Origin of the sequence: Weizmannia sp. FSL K6-3076 (genome assembly GCF_038007245.1) — a bacterium.
GTDB classification, from domain to species: domain Bacteria; phylum Bacillota; class Bacilli; order Bacillales; family Bacillaceae_C; genus Weizmannia; species Weizmannia faecalis.
This window is the reverse complement of the sequence record NZ_JBBOWU010000001.1, coordinates 59,762-76,508: the sequence shown is the minus strand read 5'-3', so window position 1 is coordinate 76,508 and position 16,747 is coordinate 59,762. Positions and strand designations below refer to the sequence as shown.

Genomic DNA, 16,747 nt, shown 5'->3' with positions numbered 1-16,747 from the left:
CCTCTCGAATCTTTTCGGTACGGAAGTTTATTGTTATAACAGTCTTCTTGCATTTGCTGCGTCACATGTGGTCACGGGTTTTTTTGGACATAAAAAAGACCCTCCCCACATAAGTGAAGAGAGCCTTTGAAATGCCAATAATTTAACGTTTCGAGAACTGAGGTGCACGACGAGCGCCTTTGAGACCGTATTTCTTCCGTTCTTTCATACGGGCGTCACGTGTCAGAAGGCCTGCGCGTTTTAACACTGCACGGTATTCAGGATCAGCCTGCAGCAATGCGCGGGCAATACCGTGGCGGATTGCGCCAGCTTGGCCTGTGAAACCGCCGCCTCTTACGTTTACGAGAACATCGTAGCTGCCGTTTGTTTCTGTTATATTCAATGGTTGTTTAATCACTTCAACTAAAGCTTCGAACGGAATGTAATCTTTTACATCACGCCCGTTCACCGTAATATTGCCATTTCCAGGAACTAAGCGGACACGTGCAACAGAACTTTTGCGGCGTCCAGTTCCGGCGTATTGTACTTGTGCCAAAATAATGCCCTCCTTTTAAAATTATCCGCGAAGTTCGTAAACTTCCGGTTTTTGTGCTTCATGCGGATGCTCTGTACCAGCATACACATGTAATTTTTTAAACATTTGGCGTCCAAGAGAACCTTTCGGAAGCATGCCTTTAATAGCCAGTTCCAGCATTTTTTCCGGATATTTCGTTCGCATTTCGCCTGCTGTACGTTGTTTCAAACCGCCTGCAAACTGGCTGTGGCGGTAGTAAATTTTGTCTTCCAGTTTTTTGCCTGTCAATTCTACTTTAGAAGCATTCAGGATGATCACATGATCGCCCGTATCCACGTGCGGTGTGAAAGTTGGTTTATGTTTGCCGCGTAAAATGGATGCCACTTCAGAAGCGAGGCGCCCAAGGGTCTTGCCTTCAGCATCCACTACGTACCATTTACGTTCAACGTCGTTTGCTTTTGCCATATAAGTCGTACGCATGAGTTACCCTCCTAAAAAATATTCACAAAAACACAGTCATGATCTATTGTCATTATCACAATAAGTTTCCGGGGCTTATCGTGGAGTTAAAAAAACAATACCATAGGTTATATTATCGTTTTGGGGCAAGAATGTCAAGCGAATGTTACGCCTGGCCCGGTTGTTTTTATCTTCTTTTGATCATGCGGATTCATGCTCCGTCAATAAGATACTTTCCATAAATACAACCCTTCCGGCGGCGCAGTTTTGCCCGCATAAATCCGGTTCCGTTTTTCAAGGATTTCGCGCATTTCACCGGGGTCGCGTTTGCCACTTCCGATTTCAAGCAAAGTGCCGGTTAAGATCCGTACCATATTGTATAAAAAACCGTTTCCTTTAAAACAGATCACCAATTCATCGTCCTGCTGCAAAAACCGAATCTCTTTTAACGTACGAATCTTGTCTTCCACCTCTGTTTTCGCTGAACAAAAACTCGTAAAATCATGGGTGCCGAGCACGGTCTCAGCTGCTGCTTCCATCGCCTCGATATCAAGCGAATACCAGACCCTTAACGCGTAACGGTGCTTAAACGGGCTGCGGACATGAGAAAAATAGATCCGGTAGCGGTATTCCTTCTCTTTTACCGAGTAGCGGGCGTGAAAAGCAGGGTCCGCATATGCCGCTTTCGAGACCGAAATATCGCCTGGAAGCAGGCTGTTTAAAGCGGCCGGCCAGCTTGTTTCCGGAATAGAAAGATCCGTATCGAAATGGATCACCTGCCCCATCGCGTGCACGCCGGCATCCGTCCTTCCGGAAGCCGCCGTTTTCACGTGGCGGCCTTTATGAAGAGTGGCCAGCGCCTTTTCAATTTCCTGCTGGACCGTCCGCTGCCCCGGCTGGACCTGGTACCCCGCGAATCGGGAACCATCGTAACTGACCGTACATTTTACGCGCTTCATAAAATCCCCCCGTCACGGAACAGCACGAGCAGGACAATAACGACGGCCAGCGCACAAATGGACAGCGTATCAGCCGTACGCCAGACGAGCAGGCGGTATTTCGTCCGCCCCTCCCCGCCCTGGTAACCCCGGGCCTCCATTGCCGTTGCCAGCTCTTCCGCACGTTTGAACGAACTGACAAACAGCGGAATTAATAGAGGAATAATGGCTTTCACCCGGTCTTTTATACTCCCGCCGGAAAAATCGACACCCCGGGCCATCTGCGCCTTCATGATTTTTTCCGTCTCGTCCATTAATGTCGGAATAAATCGCAGGGAAATGGACATCATTAATGCCAGTTCATGGACCGGAAATTTTACTTTCCGGAGCGGCGCAAGCAGCATTTCAATCCCGTCTGTCAGCGAAATCGGCGTTGTCGTCAGCGTCAAAAGCGATGTTAAAAAGATCAGCAGCATAAACCTGAGCGAAATAAACACACCCTGCCGGATCCCTTCACTATAAATATGAATAAATGCATAATGGAAAACAAGGCTGCCCTCGCGATTGAAAAATAGCTGCAGAAAAAAAGTAAAAATGACCAGCCATAAAATCGGCAATAACCCTTTAATAAAAAAGCGGACAGGAACTCTTGAAACCAGCATCACAAGCAAGGTAAAGATTACCAGAATCCCGTAGGTGACCGCATTATTGGCCAAAAATACAATACAAATAAAGACAAATACAAAAATCAATTTTGAACGTGGATCCATCCGGTGAATGACGGAATCGCCCGGAATATAGCGCCCGAAAATCATTTTTTCCATCATACGCGCCCACCCCGTTTCAAAACCGATTGCAATGCTTCCGCAAGTTCTTCCACTGTCAGGCATGTCTTATTGAACTTCATACCGGTTTTTTCCTCGAGCATCGTCTGGAAGCGGACAATCTCCGGCACGCTTAATCCCCATTTTTCAAGCAATCCAGGATCGGAAAAGATGTCACGGGGTGCGCCTTTTTTCATCAATTTCCCCTGATGCAAAATGACGAGTTCATCGGCATATAGGGCGGCATCTTCCATGCTGTGGGTAACAAGCACAGTCGTTAAATGCTTCTTCTGGTGCAATTCGTAAAACATGCCCATCATCTCGTGGCGCCCGCGCGGATCAAGCCCGGCAGTCGGCTCGTCCAGCACAAGCACGTCCGGTTCCATCGCAAGCACACCAGCGATGGCAACTCGCCGCATTTGCCCGCCTGACAGGTCAAACGGCGATTTTGCAAGAATCTCTTCTGAAAGCCCGACAAGCCGGATGAGCTCCCTCGCCCGCTGTTTCGCTTCTTTTTCCGGAACGCCGAAATTCTTCGGGCCGAAACAGATGTCTTTTTCCACCGTTTCTTCAAACAGCTGGTGTTCAGGAAACTGGAACACAATCCCGACTTTTTGCCGGATCGCCTTCAAGTTTTTTTCCTTTTTTCCGGCTTCAATCACCCGGCTGCCGATTGTTACTTTTCCTTTTGTCGGCTGAAGCAGGGCATTCAAATGCTGCAGCAGCGTCGATTTACCTGAGCCGGTATGCCCGATCACGGCGATATAGCGGCCGGACGGGATGGCGAGGGAAATGTCATAGAGTGCAAGCCTTTCAAACGGCGTATTCGGCTGATACCGGTATTCTACTTGTTCAAATGCAATGTCCATAGTGCATCCACCAATTCTTCATCTGTTAAATAAATTTCCGGTAAGTCCAAGCCCCTTGCTTTTAGCGCTTTTGCCATTTTGACCGGGAACGGAATATCAAGGCCAAGCGCAGTCAATGTCTCATCCATTTGAAAAATGTCACGCGGTGTGCCTTCCCGGTAGACCTCGCCGCGGTTCATCACGATCATCCGTTCCGCCTGGGCAGCTTCTTCAAGATCATGGGTAATCGAAATGACGGTCAGCCCTGCTTCTTGTTTCAGCTGTCGAATCGTCTCCAGCACTTCTTTGCGGCCGACCGGATCGAGCATGGACGTGGCTTCATCCAAAATGATCACTTCCGGCTTTAGCGCGATGATCCCGGCGATCGCCACCCGTTGTTTTTGCCCGCCTGATAAATGGTGCGGTTCGCGGTCCAGAAAGTCCGACATCCGCACCCGCTTTAAGGCATCATGGACGCGTTTCACCATTTCCTCACGCGGCACACCGTGATTTTCCAGCCCGAATGCGACATCATCCTGAACGGTTGTACCGACAAACTGGTTGTCGGGATTTTGAAACACCATGCCGACGCGCCTTCTGATCTCCCAGACATTTTCATCCGACAACTTGAGGCCGGAAACCGTTATCGTGCCCTTTCCGGGAAACTGCAAGCCGTTTAAGAGCCTCGCCAGCGTAGACTTTCCGGATCCGTTATGCCCGACAATGGCCAGCCACTCGCCTTTATAAACTTGAAAAGAAATATTTGTTAGTGCATACGTTTCCTGTTCCGGGTAACGGAAGGAAACCTGGTCGATGTCAATGATCACGTTCGTGCTGTCTGCCAATGCCGGATTCCTCCTCTGTAACCTGCTTTTTAGCACGGTTAAAACATGCTAAGCAATCCTTCGCTATTCTCTTCAACTTCATTTCCATCCTGATGGCGGCACCGCAAAGTTGCTTGGGTGTTTACCCAGCCTTTATGCGCCTCGCCACGCGTCAGCAACAGCCCGTTTACAAACGGCTTCTCTTCCGAACGATGATAACCAATGTTTCGCCCGTTTGCTTGTATTTATATTTTACCGTATTGTCGTGCAGTTTGGCGGGTAAAATATCCCCATAATAAAAAAGCCTGCACCCCTCTTCAGTGTAGACGTTAACAATCCGGCGCACAGAAATAAAAAGGGGTGCAAGAGCTAGACGGGCACAAAATGCGCCCATCGTAACACTCACAGTTTATTGCATCACACATAAACGAAAGGGTTTCGCAAGTACAGACCATCCCAGCGCTGCAAAGTCTGCGATTACAAACCGAAAAAAGATAGAAAAAGGGCAAAGAAGCAGTTAAGAACCTTTCAACTGTCCAGCCCTCAAGAAAATCATTCGTTTACTTGCTCTTGATCTTGCTCTTGATTCTGATCTTGCTTTTCTTTTTCAACGAATTCAATAATGGCAACCGGTGCACCATCTCCGCGGCGCGGGCCTACTTTCAAGATGCGGGTGTAGCCGCCCCGGCGATCCGCGTAACGTTCTGCAATGACCGAGAATAATTTTTGAACAGCATCCTGTTTTGTTTCTTCGTCAGCTGTTTCATGGCGTACAAATGCAGCAGCCTGGCGACGGGCATGAAGATCACCGCGTTTTCCAAGCGTAACTAATTTTTCAACAACTGAGCGTAATTCTTTTGCGCGTGCTTCAGTTGTTTCGATACGTTCATTAATGATAAGGTCTGTTGCCAAATCGCGCAGTAATGCTTTACGTTGGGCGCTTGTGCGTCCTAACTTTCTGTAAGGCATGAAGTTCCCTCCCTTATGTTGGATTAATCGCTTTGCCTTCTAACCGGCTCAGTCGTCTTTACGCAAACCTAAGCCCAAATCTTCGAGCTTTGCTTTGACTTCTTCAAGGGACTTGCGGCCAAGATTCCGGACTTTCATCATATCTTCTTCCGTTTTATTGGCCAGTTCCTGAACGGTATTGATGCCGGCACGTTTCAGGCAGTTATAAGAACGGACTGAAAGATCAAGTTCCTCAATTGTCATTTCAAGCACTTTTTCTTTCTGGTCTTCTTCTTTTTCCACCATAATTTCCGCATTTTGTGCTTCATCTGTCAGTCCGACGAAGATGTTCAAATGCTCGGTTAAAATTTTGGCGCCCAAAGCAATTGCTTCTTTCGGGCCGATGCTCCCGTCAGTCGTGACATCCAGTGAGAGCTTATCATAATTGCTGATTTGCCCTACCCGGGTATTTTCGACCTGGTAGTTCACGCGTTGAACCGGGGTATAAATAGAATCTATTGGAATGACACCAATTGGATGGTCTTCCCGCTTATTTTGATCAGCAGGAACATAGCCGCGGCCTTGGTTGGCGGTCATGCGCATACGCAAATGCCCGTTTTCGGCAACCGTCGCAATATAGAGATCCGGATTTAAAATCTCCACATCGCTGTCATGCGTAATATCGGCTGCTGTCACAGCGCCTTCTCCCTGAACATCAATCTCAAGCGTTTTTTCCTCATCGGAATAGATTTTTAATGCCAGCTTTTTGAGGTTCAAAATAATGCTGGTCACATCTTCAACAACGCCTTCAACTGTCGAGAATTCGTGCATCACGCCATCGATTTGGATGGAAGTGACAGCGGCACCCGGGAGTGAGGATAATAGGATACGACGTAAGGAGTTACCCAAAGTAGTACCATATCCACGCTCAAGCGGTTCTATGACGAACTTGCCATAAGTAGCGTCATCGCTGACCTCAACCGTTTCAATTTTTGGCTTTTCAATTTCGATCATTCAAATTAACCCTCCTTCAAAACGTCGAAACCCCGTATAGCACCCCAGAAAGAGCCCTATTCGAAATTCCCCATGCAAAATTCCCTATTATGCATAACAACTGGATCATTCAAATCATTTTTTTTGCAGATTATGCATCATATCCCATTATTGACAAGGATACAAAATCTATACAAAAAAAATCAGACACGGCGACGTTTTGGCGGGCGGCAACCATTATGCGGCACAGGTGTTACGTCTTTAATGGCTGTAACTTCAAGCCCGGCAGCCTGCAGGGCACGGATGGCGGCTTCACGGCCTGCACCAGGTCCTTTTACAGTTACTTCCAAAGACTTCATCCCATGTTCCATCGATGCTTTCGCGGCTGTTTCAGCAGCCATTTGTGCAGCAAACGGCGTTGATTTACGGGAACCTTTGAAACCGAGCGCACCGGCACTGGACCATGCAACAGCATTCCCATGCACATCCGTGATCGTAACGATTGTATTGTTAAAAGTGGAACGAATATGAGCGACTCCTGATTCAATATTCTTTCTTACGCGGCGTTTACGCGTATTTGTTCTGCGTGCCATATGAACAACCTCCTTTGCTTATTATTTCTTCTTACCGGCAACCGTTTTACGCGGGCCTTTGCGTGTACGGGCATTGTTTTTTGTGTTTTGCCCGCGAACAGGAAGACCGCGGCGGTGGCGGAGACCTCTGTAAGATCCGATTTCCATCAGGCGTTTAATGTTCAGAGAAACTTCACGGCGAAGGTCTCCTTCTACTTTCAGCCTGTCCACGATGTCACGAATTTTGTTTACTTCATCCTCTGTTAAGTCGCGGACGCGTGTATCTTCAGAAATTCCGGCCTCAGCAAGAATTTTTTGTGCAGTTGATTTACCAATTCCGTAAATGTATGTTAAAGAAATAACAACACGTTTATCACGTGGAATGTCAACACCGGCAATACGAGCCATACAGGTGCACCTCCTTCAAATTTATCCTTGTTTTTGTTTGTGTTTCGGATTTTCACAGATTACCATTACTTTGCCTTTTCTGCGGATAACCTTGCATTTTTCGCAGATCGGCTTCACAGATGGTCTAACTTTCATGGTTTACCCTCCTTAATATACGGAGTACAAGCCCGGTACCTTTTTTCCAAACAGATTCCCCAGGCAGACTTTCCGTTTCACCGAAAAAGCCGTGTATCTACATTATTTAAAGCGGTACGTAATTCTACCGCGGGTCAAATCATACGGAGACAGTTCAACTGTTACTTTATCACCCGGCAAAATGCGGATAAAGTTCATCCGGATTTTTCCCGACACATGTGCAAGAACAGTGTGACCATTTTCTAATTCTACCTTAAACATGGCATTCGGCAAAGTTTCGCTCACAATGCCCTCAACTTCAATAACGTCATCTTTCGCCATCGAACTTTTCTCCCTCCTCCTAACATTTAGGACCTGGCAATGATACTTTTCCAAAACCTTAAAACGATCAGGCTCGCCAAAACTCCCTCTTCAGGAAGCGGTCGGCCTGCTGCATATTCACGTAAACCGGCTGATCCGAGGGGCCGGCAAGAGCTGATAAACGTTCCCAAGGTTACATGGTTCTTTCATGTCAGTCTTGACCAATCCCATGTCCGGCATACATGTGAACGAACGAAAGCCATTTGCACAGAATTGAATTGCATGAGAGACGTTCGAATGACGCTTACTGGCAATCCTGACAACGGAAGCCGCCTTCCTCATCTATTGATTACAAGTTAACGGATGAAGCAAATCGCCAATAAAACAGAGCCGTCATTTCACCCGTGAAATATCCAGCGGTGAAAATGCCACGAAAACCATTATAACCTTTTTAAGCGGAAATTGCATCAAACTTGAAAAGTTTTTTACCGTCAGGACATGGCCGAAAAGCCGGCCGGTTAAAACTTCCAAAGGTGGTTTCCATCCAACGTGATTGCGGCTCTCATGAATTCACCAAGTCGTTCACGTTTAACCCAGTTGGCTCAGCAATTGATCGATATCCGCAAAAACTTGATGAATATCCTGCTGGCCGTTTACATTCCGCAAATAGCCTTTTTCCTCATAAAAGTCCAGTAGCGGCCGGGTTTGTTTCATATTGACATCGAGCCGGTTCCCGACAGTTTCTGCGTTGTCGTCCGCCCGTTGGTACAGCGGGCCGCCGCATTTGTCGCAAACGCCCTCCGTTTTTGGCGGATTAAACACGAGATGGTAAGTCGCACCGCAATGTTCACAGATTCTCCGGCCGGTCAGCCGCTCTGTCAGAATCTCCCGGTCCACCTCAATATTGATGACATAGTCAAGCTGTTTGCCAAGGCTGCTTAAAATATTTTCCAAAGCTTCTGCCTGGGCAACCGTCCGCGGGAAACCGTCAAGCAGGAAGCCATTTTTGCAGTCATCCTTGCTTAACCGTTCGCGCACGATCCCGATCGTTACTTCGTCAGGGACCAGTTCGCCTTTGTCCATAAAGGACTTGGCTTTAAGCCCCAGCTCCGTTTCTTCCTTTATTGCCGCCCGGAACATGTCTCCGGTGGAAATGTGAGGAATGGCATACTTATCAATGATTTTTTCGGCTTGAGTCCCTTTACCGGCTCCGGGAAGGCCCATTAACACTAGATTCATCGTACAGCCCCCTTATTCCTGACATGGTCTCAAAAAAACGAAACCATTTTTATTTGATAAAGCCTCTGTAATGGCGTTTAACAAGCTGTGCTTCCAGTTGCAGCATCGTTTCAAGCGCAACCCCGATCACAACGAGCAGGCTTGTGCCGCCGATTCTGGCGGAAGCCGGGAGCCCGATGACATTCGTGAAAATGACAGGCAGAATGGCAATCACAGCAAGAAAGATCGAACCGACAAATGTCAGCCGGTATAAAACCGAAGTGACATATTGCTGTGTGTTTTTGCCCGGGCGGATCCCCGGAATATAGCCGCCTTGTTTCTTTAAATTGTCGGCAAGCTGCTCCGGATTGACTTGTACGAATGCGTAAAAGTACGAGAAAGCGATAATCAACGCCACATAAATCAAAGCTCCGACCGGTTTTGTATAATCAAAAATATACTGGATGGTGCTTGCCACACTGCTGGAACCGAAAAACGAAGCGATCGTCTGCGGCGCAATAATGAACGAAATCGCAAAGATAACCGGAATGACCCCGGCAGCATTGACCTTTAAAGGCAAATGCGTTGACTGCCTGCCGGTTGTTGCCCTGCCGGAAATGTGCTGGGCATACTGGACCGGTATCTTTCTCGATGCCTGCTGGAAATAGATGACTCCGACCACAATGGCCAGAATAATCAATGCAAGAAAAGCCAGCAAAACAATCTTCAAAAACAGCTGGGAACCGGCATTTTCAATTTGCTGCGCGTAAATCTGGTTGATGGCTGTCGGAATCCCGGCAATAATGCCGGCCATAATCAAAATGGAAATCCCGTTTCCTACACCTTTGGCCGTAATTTGTTCGCCAAGCCACATTAAAAATGTGGTGCCGGCTGTCAGCGTAAGTGCGATGATCAAATACGTCCAGAAACCGGACTTCGTAATCAGTGCCCCTTGCGCCAAATTATTAAAGCCATATGACATGCCGAAGCCTTCAATCAAAGCCAGGATAACCGTAAAATAGCGTGTAAACTCATTCAGCTTACGACGCCCCACTTCACCCTGTTTTGCCCACTCGGCAAACTTCGGCACAACATCCATTTGCAAAAGCTGCACGATAATGGAAGATGTGATATATGGCATAATGCCCATTGCAAAAATGGAAAAGTTCTTCAGCGCACCGCCCCCAAAAGTGTTTAGAAAACCAACTAAACCGTTTTGGGTGGAGGCATCCAAAACGGAAGCATCCACATAAGGAACAGGAATAAAGGCTCCTATGCGGAATACGACCAGCATGAGGAGGGTGAAAATAATTTTATTTCTTATCTCACCCACACGCATAAAATTGGCGATTGTCTTGAACATTAAATCACCTCGGCTGTACCGCCGGCAGCTTCTATGGCTTCTTTGGCAGCAGAGGAGAATTTATGTGCTTTTACGGTCAATTTTTTCTCAAGTTTGCCGTTTGCAAGCACTTTTACACCCGATTTTTCCTTGCTGATGACACCTGTTTCCAATAAAAGGGCAGGCGTTACTTCCGTGCCGTCTTCAAAACGGTTTAAAACGTCAAGGTTCACAATGGCATACTCTTTACGGTTAATGTTCGTAAAACCACGTTTTGGCAAACGGCGGAACAACGGAGTTTGACCGCCTTCAAAACCGAGGCGTACACCGCCGCCGGAACGAGCGTTTTGACCTTTGTGCCCTTTGCCGGCTGTTTTTCCGTTGCCGGAACCAATACCACGACCGACACGGTTGCGTTTTTTACGGGATCCTTCTGCAGGTTTTAATTCATGAAGTTTCATGGTTGCACCTCCTTATCTTAAAATCGAAAATTATTGTTCCGATACGGAAACAAGATGGGACACTTTATTGATCATGCCGCGAATTGCAGCATTGTCTTCTTTCTCAACAGTCTGGTTGACTTTGCGCAGGCCGAGCGCTTTTACCGTTTCGCGCTGATCCTGCGGGCGGCCGATGACACTGCGGGTGAGGGTGATTTTCAATTTTGCCATGAGCGTTCCCTCCTTAACCTAATAATTCTTCGACAGATTTATTGCGCAGTTTCGCAACTTCATCCGCACGCTTCAATTGTTTAATGCCGTCCATTGTAGCACGGATCATGTTAATCGGTGTGTTTGAACCAAGCGACTTGGACGTAATATCCGCAATACCCGCAAGTTCAAGGATCGCACGGACAGGGCCGCCGGCGATAACACCGGTACCAGGGGAACCCGGTTTCAGCAAGATTTTGCCTGCACCGAAGTGGCCGACAACTTCGTGCGGAATCGTTGTGCCCGAAATCGGTACCTCAACAAGATTTTTCTTCGCATCTTCAACAGCTTTGCGGATCGCATCCGGCACTTCCTGCGCTTTTCCGGTTCCAAATCCGACATGTCCGTTCCGGTCGCCAACAACGACAAGTGCGGAAAAGCGGAAACGGCGTCCCCCTTTTACCACTTTGGCAACGCGGTTAATCGTAACAACACGTTCTTCTAACTCAAGTTTGTTTGGGTCAATACGTAGCATGTAAAATTTCCCCTCCTTTTTGATTAAAATTGTAATCCGTTCTCACGGGCTGCATCGGCAAGCGCTTTGACACGGCCATGATAGAGGTATCCGCCGCGGTCGAAAACAACTTCTTTGATGCCTTTTTCCATTGCGCGCTTTGCAATCAATTCGCCCACCTTTTGTGCAGCTTCCGCATTGCCGGTTGACTCAAGGCTCAACTCTTTATCGAGCGTGGAAGCGCTGGCCAGTGTGACGCCATTTGCATCATCAATCAATTGGGCATAAATATTTTTGTTGGAACGATAGATATTCAGGCGCGGACGTTCAGCCGTTCCGCTTAATTTTGCGCGGACGCGTGCATGCCTTTTTTTGCGTACTTGATTTTTATCCGGCTTCGTGATCATCGAATTCACTCCTTTCTCATCCTAGGCGGCATTATTTACCGGTTTTACCTTCTTTTCTGCGTACATATTCGCCTTCATAACGAATCCCTTTGCCTTTATAAGGTTCAGGCGGGCGGACGTCGCGAATGTTGGCGGCAAATGCGCCGACACGTTCTTTGCTTACGCCTTTTACAACAATTTTTGTATTGGAAGGCACTTCGACTTCCAGGCCTTCTTCCGGTTCAAATTCAACAGGATGGGAGTAGCCGACGTTCAATACGAGTTTTTTGCCTTGTTTTTGGGCGCGGTATCCAACCCCGACCAGTTCCAAAGATTTTTCAAAGCCTTTCGACACCCCTTCCACCATGTTTGCGAGCAGTGCGCGGGTCGTTCCGTGCAAAGCGCGGTGGTTTTTGCTGTCTGAAGGGCGTGTTACGTGAATGATATTGTCTTCTACGGTAATGTTAATATCAGGGTTGAAGCTGCGGATCAGCTCGCCTTTAGGCCCTTTAACCGTAACTGTATCTCCGTTAATGGTTACCGTAACGCCGGATGGAATTTCAACCGGTTTTTTTCCTATACGTGACATAATTTACACCTCCGTTCAACGTCAAATGATTACCAAACGTATGCTAAAATTTCTCCGCCGACATTGTTTTTCCGTGCTTCTTTGTCGGTTAAAACGCCTTGAGAAGTAGAAACAATTGCGATGCCAAGCCCGTTCAGCACTTTCGGCACTTCACCTGCTTTTGCGTATACGCGCAGGCCCGGTTTGCTGATACGCTTGATCCCTGTAATGACGCGTTCGTTGTTTGCGCCGTATTTCAGGAAGATCCGGATAATCCCTTGTTTGTTATCCTCGATATATTCAACATCACGCACGAAACCTTCACGTTTTAAAATCTCGGCGATCTCTCTCTTAATCTTGGAAGCCGGGACTTCCAATTTTTCATGACGCACTGTATTTGCATTACGGATACGCGTAAGCAAATCTGCAATCGGATCAGTCATGACCATTTCTTTTACCTCCTTCCCAAATTCGGGTTTTACCAGCTGGCTTTTTTCACGCCAGGAATTTGACCTTTATATGCAAGTTCGCGGAAACAAATACGGCAAAGTTTAAATTTACGAATGACGGAATGCGGCCGGCCGCATCGTTCGCACCGCGTATAAGCCTGAACTTTATACTTCGGTTCACGTTTTTGTTTCGCAATCATTGATTTTTTAGCCACGTTTTCGCCTCCCTTTTTAGCGTCCGCTTTATTTTTGGAATGGCATTCCGAGCAGGCCTAACAGTTCACGTGATTCTTCGTCCGTGTTCGCAGTGGTGACAATGACGATGTCCATCCCGCGCACTTTGCTGACTTTGTCGTAATCAATTTCAGGGAAGATCAGTTGCTCTTTAATGCCGAGTGTGTAGTTTCCGCGGCCGTCAAACGATTTTTTCGATACGCCGTGGAAGTCGCGCACACGCGGAAGCGAAACTGAAATCAGTTTATCGAGGAATTCGTACATGCGCTCGCCGCGAAGCGTTACTTTTGCGCCAATCGGCATCCCTTCACGAAGGCGGAAACCTGCGATTGATTTTTTCGCTCTTGTCACAACCGGTCTTTGGCCGGAAATCAATGTTAATTCTTCTACTGCATTGTCGAGCATTTTTGCGTTTTGAACAGCATCACCAACACCCATGTTGATCACGATCTTTTCAACTTTAGGCACTTGCATAACGGATGTATATTGAAACTTGCTTGTTAAAGCAGGAATAACTTCTTTTTCGTATTTTTCTTTTAGGCGGTTCATGTCGCTTACCTCCCTTCTTCTTCAGGCTTTTTCTTAATTTCCTTAAGCACGCTTAGAACTTCACCGGATTTTTTTGCTACACGCACTTTTTTGTCGTTCCTTATTTCATATCCGACACGTGTCGGCTCATTTGTTTTCGGGTCAATCGGCATCACATTTGACACGTGAATGGGCGCTTCCATGTCGAGAATACCGCCCTGAGGGTTTGCCTGGGAAGGTTTTGCGTGTTTTTTGACAACGTTCACGCCTTCCACAATCACACGGTTTTTTTTCGGATATACCGCAAGGATCGTCCCGGTCTTGCCTTTATCTTTGCCGGAGATCACCATTACCTTGTCACCTTTTTTGACATGCATTACAATCGCACCTCCTTGATTGTCACAAACTATATCGATTAAAGTACTTCCGGAGCCAGTGATACGATTTTCATGAAATTGTTGTTGCGCAGTTCGCGTGCAACCGGCCCGAAAATACGCGTGCCGCGAGGGCTCTTGTCGTCACGGATAATGACGCATGCATTTTCATCGAAACGGATATAAGAACCATCGCTGCGGCGCACTCCGCTCTTTGTACGGACCACAACAGCTTTCACCACATCGCCTTTTTTAACAACGCCTCCAGGTGTTGCTTGTTTTACCGTAGCAACGATGACATCTCCGATATTCGCAGTTTTTCGGCCGGATCCGCCTAATACTTTAATCGTTAAAACTTCACGTGCACCTGAGTTGTCAGCTACTTTTAAACGGGTTTCTTGTTGGATCATCCTCGTTTACCTCCCTTCGGAATCAACCGTATCCGAACTGATACAAATTAGATAATGACTGCTTTTTCAACGATTTCCACCAGGCGGAAACGTTTTGTAGCAGATAACGGGCGTGTTTCCATGATTCTTACGATATCGCCGACTTTGGCTTCGTTATTTTCATCATGTGCCTTGAATTTTTTCGAGTATTTTACGCGTTTGCCGTACAGAGAATGTTTTTTGTAAGTTTCTACAAGAACAGTAACGGTTTTATCCATTTTGTCGGATACGACACGGCCGGTGTATACTTTGCGTTGGTTGCGTTCACTCATGTATCGCGAACCTCCTCCCATTATCGGTTGTTAATTCCAATTTCTCTTTCACGAATGACGGTTTTCATGCGGGCAATCGATTTACGAACTTCACGAATGCGGGCAGTGTTCTCTAATTGTCCAGTCGCAAGCTGGAAGCGAAGGTTGAACAGCTCTTCCTTCAGCGACTTTACTTTTTGTTCAATTTCGGCAGTGGTTAAGTCACGAATTTCTTTAGCTTTCATTAGATTCACCACCAATTTCTTCACGTTTTACGAACTTGCATTTAATCGGCAGCTTGTGGGACGCAAGGCGTAAAGCTTCGCGTGCAACTTCTTCAGGAACACCGGCAATTTCAAACAAAATCTTGCCCGGTTTCACAACAGCCACCCAGCCCTCAGGCGCACCTTTACCGGAACCCATCCGGACTTCAAGCGGTTTTGCTGTATATGGTTTATGAGGGAAAATTTTTATCCATACTTTACCGCCACGTTTCATATAACGTGTCATCGCAATACGGGCAGCTTCGATTTGGCGGTTTGTAATCCAGGAAGCTTCCAAAGCCTGCAAACCATATTCGCCAAATGCAACTTCAGTGCCGCCTTTTGCACGGCCGCGCATTTTTCCGCGGTGTTCACGGCGGTATTTTACACGTTTAGGCATCAACATGATCAGTTTCCCCCTTCCTCGGTTTTTTTCTTAGCAGGAAGGATTTCCCCACGGTAAATCCAAACTTTTACGCCCAGTTTTCCGTAAGTTGTATCTGCTTCAGCATGTGCATAGTCAATATCCGCACGAAGCGTATGAAGCGGAACTGTACCTTCGCTGTAATGTTCTGCACGGGCAATATCCGCACCGCCCAAACGTCCTGAAACCTGCGTCCGGATTCCTTTTGCACCGGCACGCATGGCGCGTTGAATCGCCTGCTTTTGCGCACGGCGGAAAGAAACGCGGTTTTCCAGCTGGCGGGCAATGTTTTCCGCAACAAGTTTTGCATCAATATCTGCTTTTTTAACTTCGACAATGTTAATGTGGACTCTTTTTCCTGTTAAAGCATTCAGCGCTTTACGCAATGCTTCTACTTCCGAACCGCCTTTACCGATCACCATGCCCGGTTTTGCCGTACGGATTGTAATGTTGACACGGTTTGCAGCACGTTCAATTTCCACGCCAGAAACAGAAGCATCCGCAAGGCGCTTTGCGATATATTCACGAATTTTAATGTCTTCGTGCAATAGATCGGCGTAATCTTTTTCTGCGTACCATTTCGATTCCCAGTCACGAATCACTCCGATTCGCAAACCGATAGGATTTACTTTTTGACCCACCAATTATCCCTCCTTTTGATCTGATACTACAATCGTAATATGGCTCGTGCGTTTGTTGATCTGGCTTGCGCGTCCCATTGCACGCGGCCGGAAACGTTTCAATGTAGGCCCTTCATCGACATAAGCCTTTTCCACAACAAGGTCATTTGCGTCCATATCGTAGTTGTGTTCTGCGTTCGCAATCGCAGAGTTGAGTACTTTTTCAATAACCGGCGAAGCAGCTTTAGGCGTAAATTTCAAAATCGAAAGCGCTTCTCCTACTTGCTTTCCTCGAATTAAATCAATTACCAGGCGTGCCTTACGAGGAGCAATACGGACTGTTTTCGCGACAGCTTTTGCTTGCATTGGAATACCTCCTCCCGTTAGCGTCTTGTCTTCTTATCGTCACCGGCGTGACCTTTGAATGTGCGTGTCGGAGCAAACTCACCGAGCTTATGGCCGACCATATCTTCCGTGATGTATACCGGAACATGTTTACGGCCGTCATAGACAGCGATTGTGTGGCCGACAAATGCAGGGAAAATCGTCGAACGGCGTGACCACGTTTTGATCACTTGCTTCTTGTTGGACTCGTTCAATTTTTCCACTTTCACCATTAAGTGATCGTCAACGAAAGGCCCTTTTTTCAGACTGCGACCCATGAATAGTCCTCCTTCCTGATTAGAGCTACGGTTCAGGCTGCGAACCGTAGTT

The 16,747-nt window shown here is 47.2% G+C and carries 30 protein-coding genes; all 30 read right to left on the bottom strand.

Annotated elements, in window-relative coordinates; all coding sequences use genetic code 11:
* Nucleotides 1-142: 142 nt before the first annotated feature.
* The 30 genes from rpsI to rpsS all read right to left on the bottom strand — a co-directional run bounded on the left by rpsI (nt 143) and on the right by rpsS (nt 16,695).
* Complete coding sequence (gene rpsI / locus NSS95_RS00450) at nt 143-535, bottom strand: 30S ribosomal protein S9 (protein WP_013858111.1); 393 nt, start codon at nt 533-535, stop codon at nt 143-145.
* 21 nt (nt 536-556) lie between these two features.
* Nucleotides 557-994, bottom strand: coding sequence for a 50S ribosomal protein L13 (gene rplM, locus NSS95_RS00445; protein WP_014096480.1), 438 nt, complete (start codon nt 992-994; stop codon nt 557-559).
* 200 nt (nt 995-1,194) lie between these two features.
* Nucleotides 1,195-1,932, bottom strand: a complete 738-nt coding sequence (gene truA, locus NSS95_RS00440; RefSeq protein WP_014096481.1) for a tRNA pseudouridine(38-40) synthase TruA — start codon at nt 1,930-1,932, stop codon at nt 1,195-1,197.
* The gene (locus NSS95_RS00435; protein ID WP_014096482.1) at nt 1,929-2,738 is read right to left on the bottom strand and encodes an energy-coupling factor transporter transmembrane component T family protein; all 810 of its coding nucleotides are present in this window, start codon (nt 2,736-2,738) and stop codon (nt 1,929-1,931) included. The genes truA and NSS95_RS00435 overlap by 4 nt, the downstream gene beginning before the upstream one ends.
* Entirely contained in the window at nt 2,735-3,604 is an 870-nt protein-coding gene (locus NSS95_RS00430) for an energy-coupling factor ABC transporter ATP-binding protein (RefSeq protein ID WP_014096483.1), read from the bottom strand. The genes NSS95_RS00435 and NSS95_RS00430 overlap by 4 nt, the downstream gene beginning before the upstream one ends.
* Nucleotides 3,580-4,428, bottom strand: a complete 849-nt coding sequence (locus tag NSS95_RS00425) for an energy-coupling factor ABC transporter ATP-binding protein (protein ID WP_014096484.1) — start codon at nt 4,426-4,428, stop codon at nt 3,580-3,582. Before NSS95_RS00425 ends, NSS95_RS00430 begins: the two co-directional genes overlap by 25 nt.
* Nucleotides 4,429-4,959: 531 nt before the next feature.
* The gene (gene rplQ, locus NSS95_RS00420) at nt 4,960-5,376 is read right to left on the bottom strand and encodes a 50S ribosomal protein L17 (protein ID WP_014096486.1); all 417 of its coding nucleotides are present in this window, start codon (nt 5,374-5,376) and stop codon (nt 4,960-4,962) included.
* A 48-nt stretch (nt 5,377-5,424) separates the two neighbouring features.
* Nucleotides 5,425-6,369 (bottom strand): DNA-directed RNA polymerase subunit alpha, encoded by a 945-nt coding sequence (locus tag NSS95_RS00415; protein WP_014096487.1) that lies wholly within the window; start codon nt 6,367-6,369, stop codon nt 5,425-5,427.
* Between the two features lie 182 nt (nt 6,370-6,551).
* On the bottom strand, nt 6,552-6,941 hold the full coding sequence (rpsK, locus tag NSS95_RS00410; RefSeq protein WP_013858103.1) for a 30S ribosomal protein S11: 390 nt from the start codon (nt 6,939-6,941) through the stop codon (nt 6,552-6,554).
* A gap of 21 nt (nt 6,942-6,962) precedes the next feature.
* Complete coding sequence (gene rpsM / locus NSS95_RS00405; protein WP_013858102.1) at nt 6,963-7,328, bottom strand: 30S ribosomal protein S13; 366 nt, start codon at nt 7,326-7,328, stop codon at nt 6,963-6,965.
* Nucleotides 7,329-7,349: 21 nt separating this feature from the next.
* On the bottom strand, nt 7,350-7,463 hold the full coding sequence (gene rpmJ, locus NSS95_RS00400) for a 50S ribosomal protein L36 (RefSeq protein WP_003156543.1): 114 nt from the start codon (nt 7,461-7,463) through the stop codon (nt 7,350-7,352).
* A 102-nt stretch (nt 7,464-7,565) separates the two neighbouring features.
* Nucleotides 7,566-7,784 carry a translation initiation factor IF-1 gene (infA, locus tag NSS95_RS00395; RefSeq protein WP_013858101.1) on the bottom strand — a complete coding sequence of 73 codons (219 nt, stop codon included), beginning with the start codon at nt 7,782-7,784 and terminating at the stop codon, nt 7,566-7,568.
* Between the two features lie 567 nt (nt 7,785-8,351).
* On the bottom strand, nt 8,352-9,002 hold the full coding sequence (locus NSS95_RS00390; protein WP_014096488.1) for an adenylate kinase: 651 nt from the start codon (nt 9,000-9,002) through the stop codon (nt 8,352-8,354).
* 49 nt (nt 9,003-9,051) lie between these two features.
* Complete coding sequence (secY, locus tag NSS95_RS00385) at nt 9,052-10,344, bottom strand: preprotein translocase subunit SecY (RefSeq protein ID WP_014096489.1); 1,293 nt, start codon at nt 10,342-10,344, stop codon at nt 9,052-9,054.
* A complete protein-coding gene (gene rplO / locus NSS95_RS00380; protein ID WP_013858097.1) occupies nt 10,344-10,784 on the bottom strand; it encodes a 50S ribosomal protein L15 in 441 nt (146 codons plus the stop codon). The genes secY and rplO overlap by 1 nt, the downstream gene beginning before the upstream one ends.
* Before the next feature lie 30 nt (nt 10,785-10,814).
* On the bottom strand, nt 10,815-10,994 hold the full coding sequence (gene rpmD, locus NSS95_RS00375; protein WP_014096490.1) for a 50S ribosomal protein L30: 180 nt from the start codon (nt 10,992-10,994) through the stop codon (nt 10,815-10,817).
* 13 nt (nt 10,995-11,007) lie between these two features.
* Nucleotides 11,008-11,508 (bottom strand): 30S ribosomal protein S5, encoded by a 501-nt coding sequence (gene rpsE, locus NSS95_RS00370; RefSeq protein WP_014096491.1) that lies wholly within the window; start codon nt 11,506-11,508, stop codon nt 11,008-11,010.
* A 23-nt stretch (nt 11,509-11,531) separates the two neighbouring features.
* Nucleotides 11,532-11,894, bottom strand: coding sequence for a 50S ribosomal protein L18 (gene rplR / locus NSS95_RS00365; protein ID WP_014096492.1), 363 nt, complete (start codon nt 11,892-11,894; stop codon nt 11,532-11,534).
* A 31-nt stretch (nt 11,895-11,925) separates the two neighbouring features.
* Nucleotides 11,926-12,462: a 50S ribosomal protein L6 gene (rplF, locus tag NSS95_RS00360; RefSeq protein ID WP_014096493.1), complete on the bottom strand. Its 537-nt coding sequence runs from the start codon at nt 12,460-12,462 to the stop codon at nt 11,926-11,928.
* Between the two features lie 29 nt (nt 12,463-12,491).
* Nucleotides 12,492-12,890: a 30S ribosomal protein S8 gene (rpsH, locus tag NSS95_RS00355; protein ID WP_013858092.1), complete on the bottom strand. Its 399-nt coding sequence runs from the start codon at nt 12,888-12,890 to the stop codon at nt 12,492-12,494.
* A gap of 29 nt (nt 12,891-12,919) precedes the next feature.
* A complete protein-coding gene (locus NSS95_RS00350; protein WP_014096494.1) occupies nt 12,920-13,105 on the bottom strand; it encodes a type Z 30S ribosomal protein S14 in 186 nt (61 codons plus the stop codon).
* 28 nt (nt 13,106-13,133) lie between these two features.
* On the bottom strand, nt 13,134-13,673 hold the full coding sequence (gene rplE, locus NSS95_RS00345; protein ID WP_014096495.1) for a 50S ribosomal protein L5: 540 nt from the start codon (nt 13,671-13,673) through the stop codon (nt 13,134-13,136).
* A gap of 5 nt (nt 13,674-13,678) precedes the next feature.
* Nucleotides 13,679-14,029, bottom strand: coding sequence for a 50S ribosomal protein L24 (rplX, locus tag NSS95_RS00340; RefSeq protein WP_014096496.1), 351 nt, complete (start codon nt 14,027-14,029; stop codon nt 13,679-13,681).
* A gap of 38 nt (nt 14,030-14,067) precedes the next feature.
* Nucleotides 14,068-14,436 (bottom strand): 50S ribosomal protein L14, encoded by a 369-nt coding sequence (rplN, locus tag NSS95_RS00335; protein ID WP_013858089.1) that lies wholly within the window; start codon nt 14,434-14,436, stop codon nt 14,068-14,070.
* A gap of 47 nt (nt 14,437-14,483) precedes the next feature.
* Entirely contained in the window at nt 14,484-14,747 is a 264-nt protein-coding gene (rpsQ, locus tag NSS95_RS00330) for a 30S ribosomal protein S17 (protein ID WP_013858088.1), read from the bottom strand.
* Between the two features lie 20 nt (nt 14,748-14,767).
* Entirely contained in the window at nt 14,768-14,971 is a 204-nt protein-coding gene (rpmC, locus tag NSS95_RS00325) for a 50S ribosomal protein L29 (RefSeq protein ID WP_013858087.1), read from the bottom strand.
* Nucleotides 14,961-15,395 (bottom strand): 50S ribosomal protein L16, encoded by a 435-nt coding sequence (gene rplP / locus NSS95_RS00320; protein ID WP_013858086.1) that lies wholly within the window; start codon nt 15,393-15,395, stop codon nt 14,961-14,963. Before rplP ends, rpmC begins: the two co-directional genes overlap by 11 nt.
* Nucleotides 15,396-15,397: 2 nt before the next feature.
* Complete coding sequence (gene rpsC, locus NSS95_RS00315) at nt 15,398-16,054, bottom strand: 30S ribosomal protein S3 (protein WP_026104594.1); 657 nt, start codon at nt 16,052-16,054, stop codon at nt 15,398-15,400.
* Between the two features lie 3 nt (nt 16,055-16,057).
* The gene (gene rplV / locus NSS95_RS00310; protein WP_013858084.1) at nt 16,058-16,399 is read right to left on the bottom strand and encodes a 50S ribosomal protein L22; all 342 of its coding nucleotides are present in this window, start codon (nt 16,397-16,399) and stop codon (nt 16,058-16,060) included.
* A gap of 17 nt (nt 16,400-16,416) precedes the next feature.
* Nucleotides 16,417-16,695 carry a 30S ribosomal protein S19 gene (gene rpsS / locus NSS95_RS00305; protein WP_013858083.1) on the bottom strand — a complete coding sequence of 93 codons (279 nt, stop codon included), beginning with the start codon at nt 16,693-16,695 and terminating at the stop codon, nt 16,417-16,419.
* Nucleotides 16,696-16,747 lie beyond the last annotated feature (52 nt).

What these genes read in the sequence shown, in the direction of transcription:
- rplV (WP_013858084.1), bottom strand. Translation starts at nt 16,399, where the DNA reads ATGCAAGCAAAAGCTGTCGCGAAAACAGTCCGTATTGCTCCTCGTAAG.
- NSS95_RS00415 (WP_014096487.1), bottom strand. Translation starts at nt 6,369, where the DNA reads ATGATCGAAATTGAAAAGCCAAAAATTGAAACGGTTGAGGTCAGCGAT.
- rpsS (WP_013858083.1), bottom strand. Translation starts at nt 16,695, where the DNA reads ATGGGTCGCAGTCTGAAAAAAGGGCCTTTCGTTGACGATCACTTAATG.
- rplF (WP_014096493.1), bottom strand. Translation starts at nt 12,462, where the DNA reads ATGTCACGTATAGGAAAAAAACCGGTTGAAATTCCATCCGGCGTTACG.
- NSS95_RS00435 (WP_014096482.1), bottom strand. Translation starts at nt 2,738, where the DNA reads ATGATGGAAAAAATGATTTTCGGGCGCTATATTCCGGGCGATTCCGTC.
- rplR (WP_014096492.1), bottom strand. Translation starts at nt 11,894, where the DNA reads ATGATCACGAAGCCGGATAAAAATCAAGTACGCAAAAAAAGGCATGCA.
- rpsE (WP_014096491.1), bottom strand. Translation starts at nt 11,508, where the DNA reads ATGCTACGTATTGACCCAAACAAACTTGAGTTAGAAGAACGTGTTGTT.
- rplX (WP_014096496.1), bottom strand. Translation starts at nt 14,029, where the DNA reads ATGCATGTCAAAAAAGGTGACAAGGTAATGGTGATCTCCGGCAAAGAT.
- rpmD (WP_014096490.1), bottom strand. Translation starts at nt 10,994, where the DNA reads ATGGCAAAATTGAAAATCACCCTCACCCGCAGTGTCATCGGCCGCCCG.
- NSS95_RS00390 (WP_014096488.1), bottom strand. Translation starts at nt 9,002, where the DNA reads ATGAATCTAGTGTTAATGGGCCTTCCCGGAGCCGGTAAAGGGACTCAA.
- rpsK (WP_013858103.1), bottom strand. Translation starts at nt 6,941, where the DNA reads ATGGCACGCAGAACAAATACGCGTAAACGCCGCGTAAGAAAGAATATT.
- rpsH (WP_013858092.1), bottom strand. Translation starts at nt 12,890, where the DNA reads ATGGTCATGACTGATCCGATTGCAGATTTGCTTACGCGTATCCGTAAT.
- rpmJ (WP_003156543.1), bottom strand. Translation starts at nt 7,463, where the DNA reads ATGAAAGTTAGACCATCTGTGAAGCCGATCTGCGAAAAATGCAAGGTT.
- rplQ (WP_014096486.1), bottom strand. Translation starts at nt 5,376, where the DNA reads ATGCCTTACAGAAAGTTAGGACGCACAAGCGCCCAACGTAAAGCATTA.
- rplP (WP_013858086.1), bottom strand. Translation starts at nt 15,395, where the DNA reads ATGTTGATGCCTAAACGTGTAAAATACCGCCGTGAACACCGCGGAAAA.
- infA (WP_013858101.1), bottom strand. Translation starts at nt 7,784, where the DNA reads ATGGCGAAAGATGACGTTATTGAAGTTGAGGGCATTGTGAGCGAAACT.
- NSS95_RS00430 (WP_014096483.1), bottom strand. Translation starts at nt 3,604, where the DNA reads ATGGACATTGCATTTGAACAAGTAGAATACCGGTATCAGCCGAATACG.
- rpsM (WP_013858102.1), bottom strand. Translation starts at nt 7,328, where the DNA reads ATGGCTCGTATTGCCGGTGTTGACATTCCACGTGATAAACGTGTTGTT.
- rpmC (WP_013858087.1), bottom strand. Translation starts at nt 14,971, where the DNA reads ATGAAAGCTAAAGAAATTCGTGACTTAACCACTGCCGAAATTGAACAA.
- rplO (WP_013858097.1), bottom strand. Translation starts at nt 10,784, where the DNA reads ATGAAACTTCATGAATTAAAACCTGCAGAAGGATCCCGTAAAAAACGC.
- truA (WP_014096481.1), bottom strand. Translation starts at nt 1,932, where the DNA reads ATGAAGCGCGTAAAATGTACGGTCAGTTACGATGGTTCCCGATTCGCG.
- rpsQ (WP_013858088.1), bottom strand. Translation starts at nt 14,747, where the DNA reads ATGAGTGAACGCAACCAACGCAAAGTATACACCGGCCGTGTCGTATCC.
- rplE (WP_014096495.1), bottom strand. Translation starts at nt 13,673, where the DNA reads ATGAACCGCCTAAAAGAAAAATACGAAAAAGAAGTTATTCCTGCTTTA.
- rplM (WP_014096480.1), bottom strand. Translation starts at nt 994, where the DNA reads ATGCGTACGACTTATATGGCAAAAGCAAACGACGTTGAACGTAAATGG.
- rplN (WP_013858089.1), bottom strand. Translation starts at nt 14,436, where the DNA reads ATGATCCAACAAGAAACCCGTTTAAAAGTAGCTGACAACTCAGGTGCA.
- secY (WP_014096489.1), bottom strand. Translation starts at nt 10,344, where the DNA reads ATGTTCAAGACAATCGCCAATTTTATGCGTGTGGGTGAGATAAGAAAT.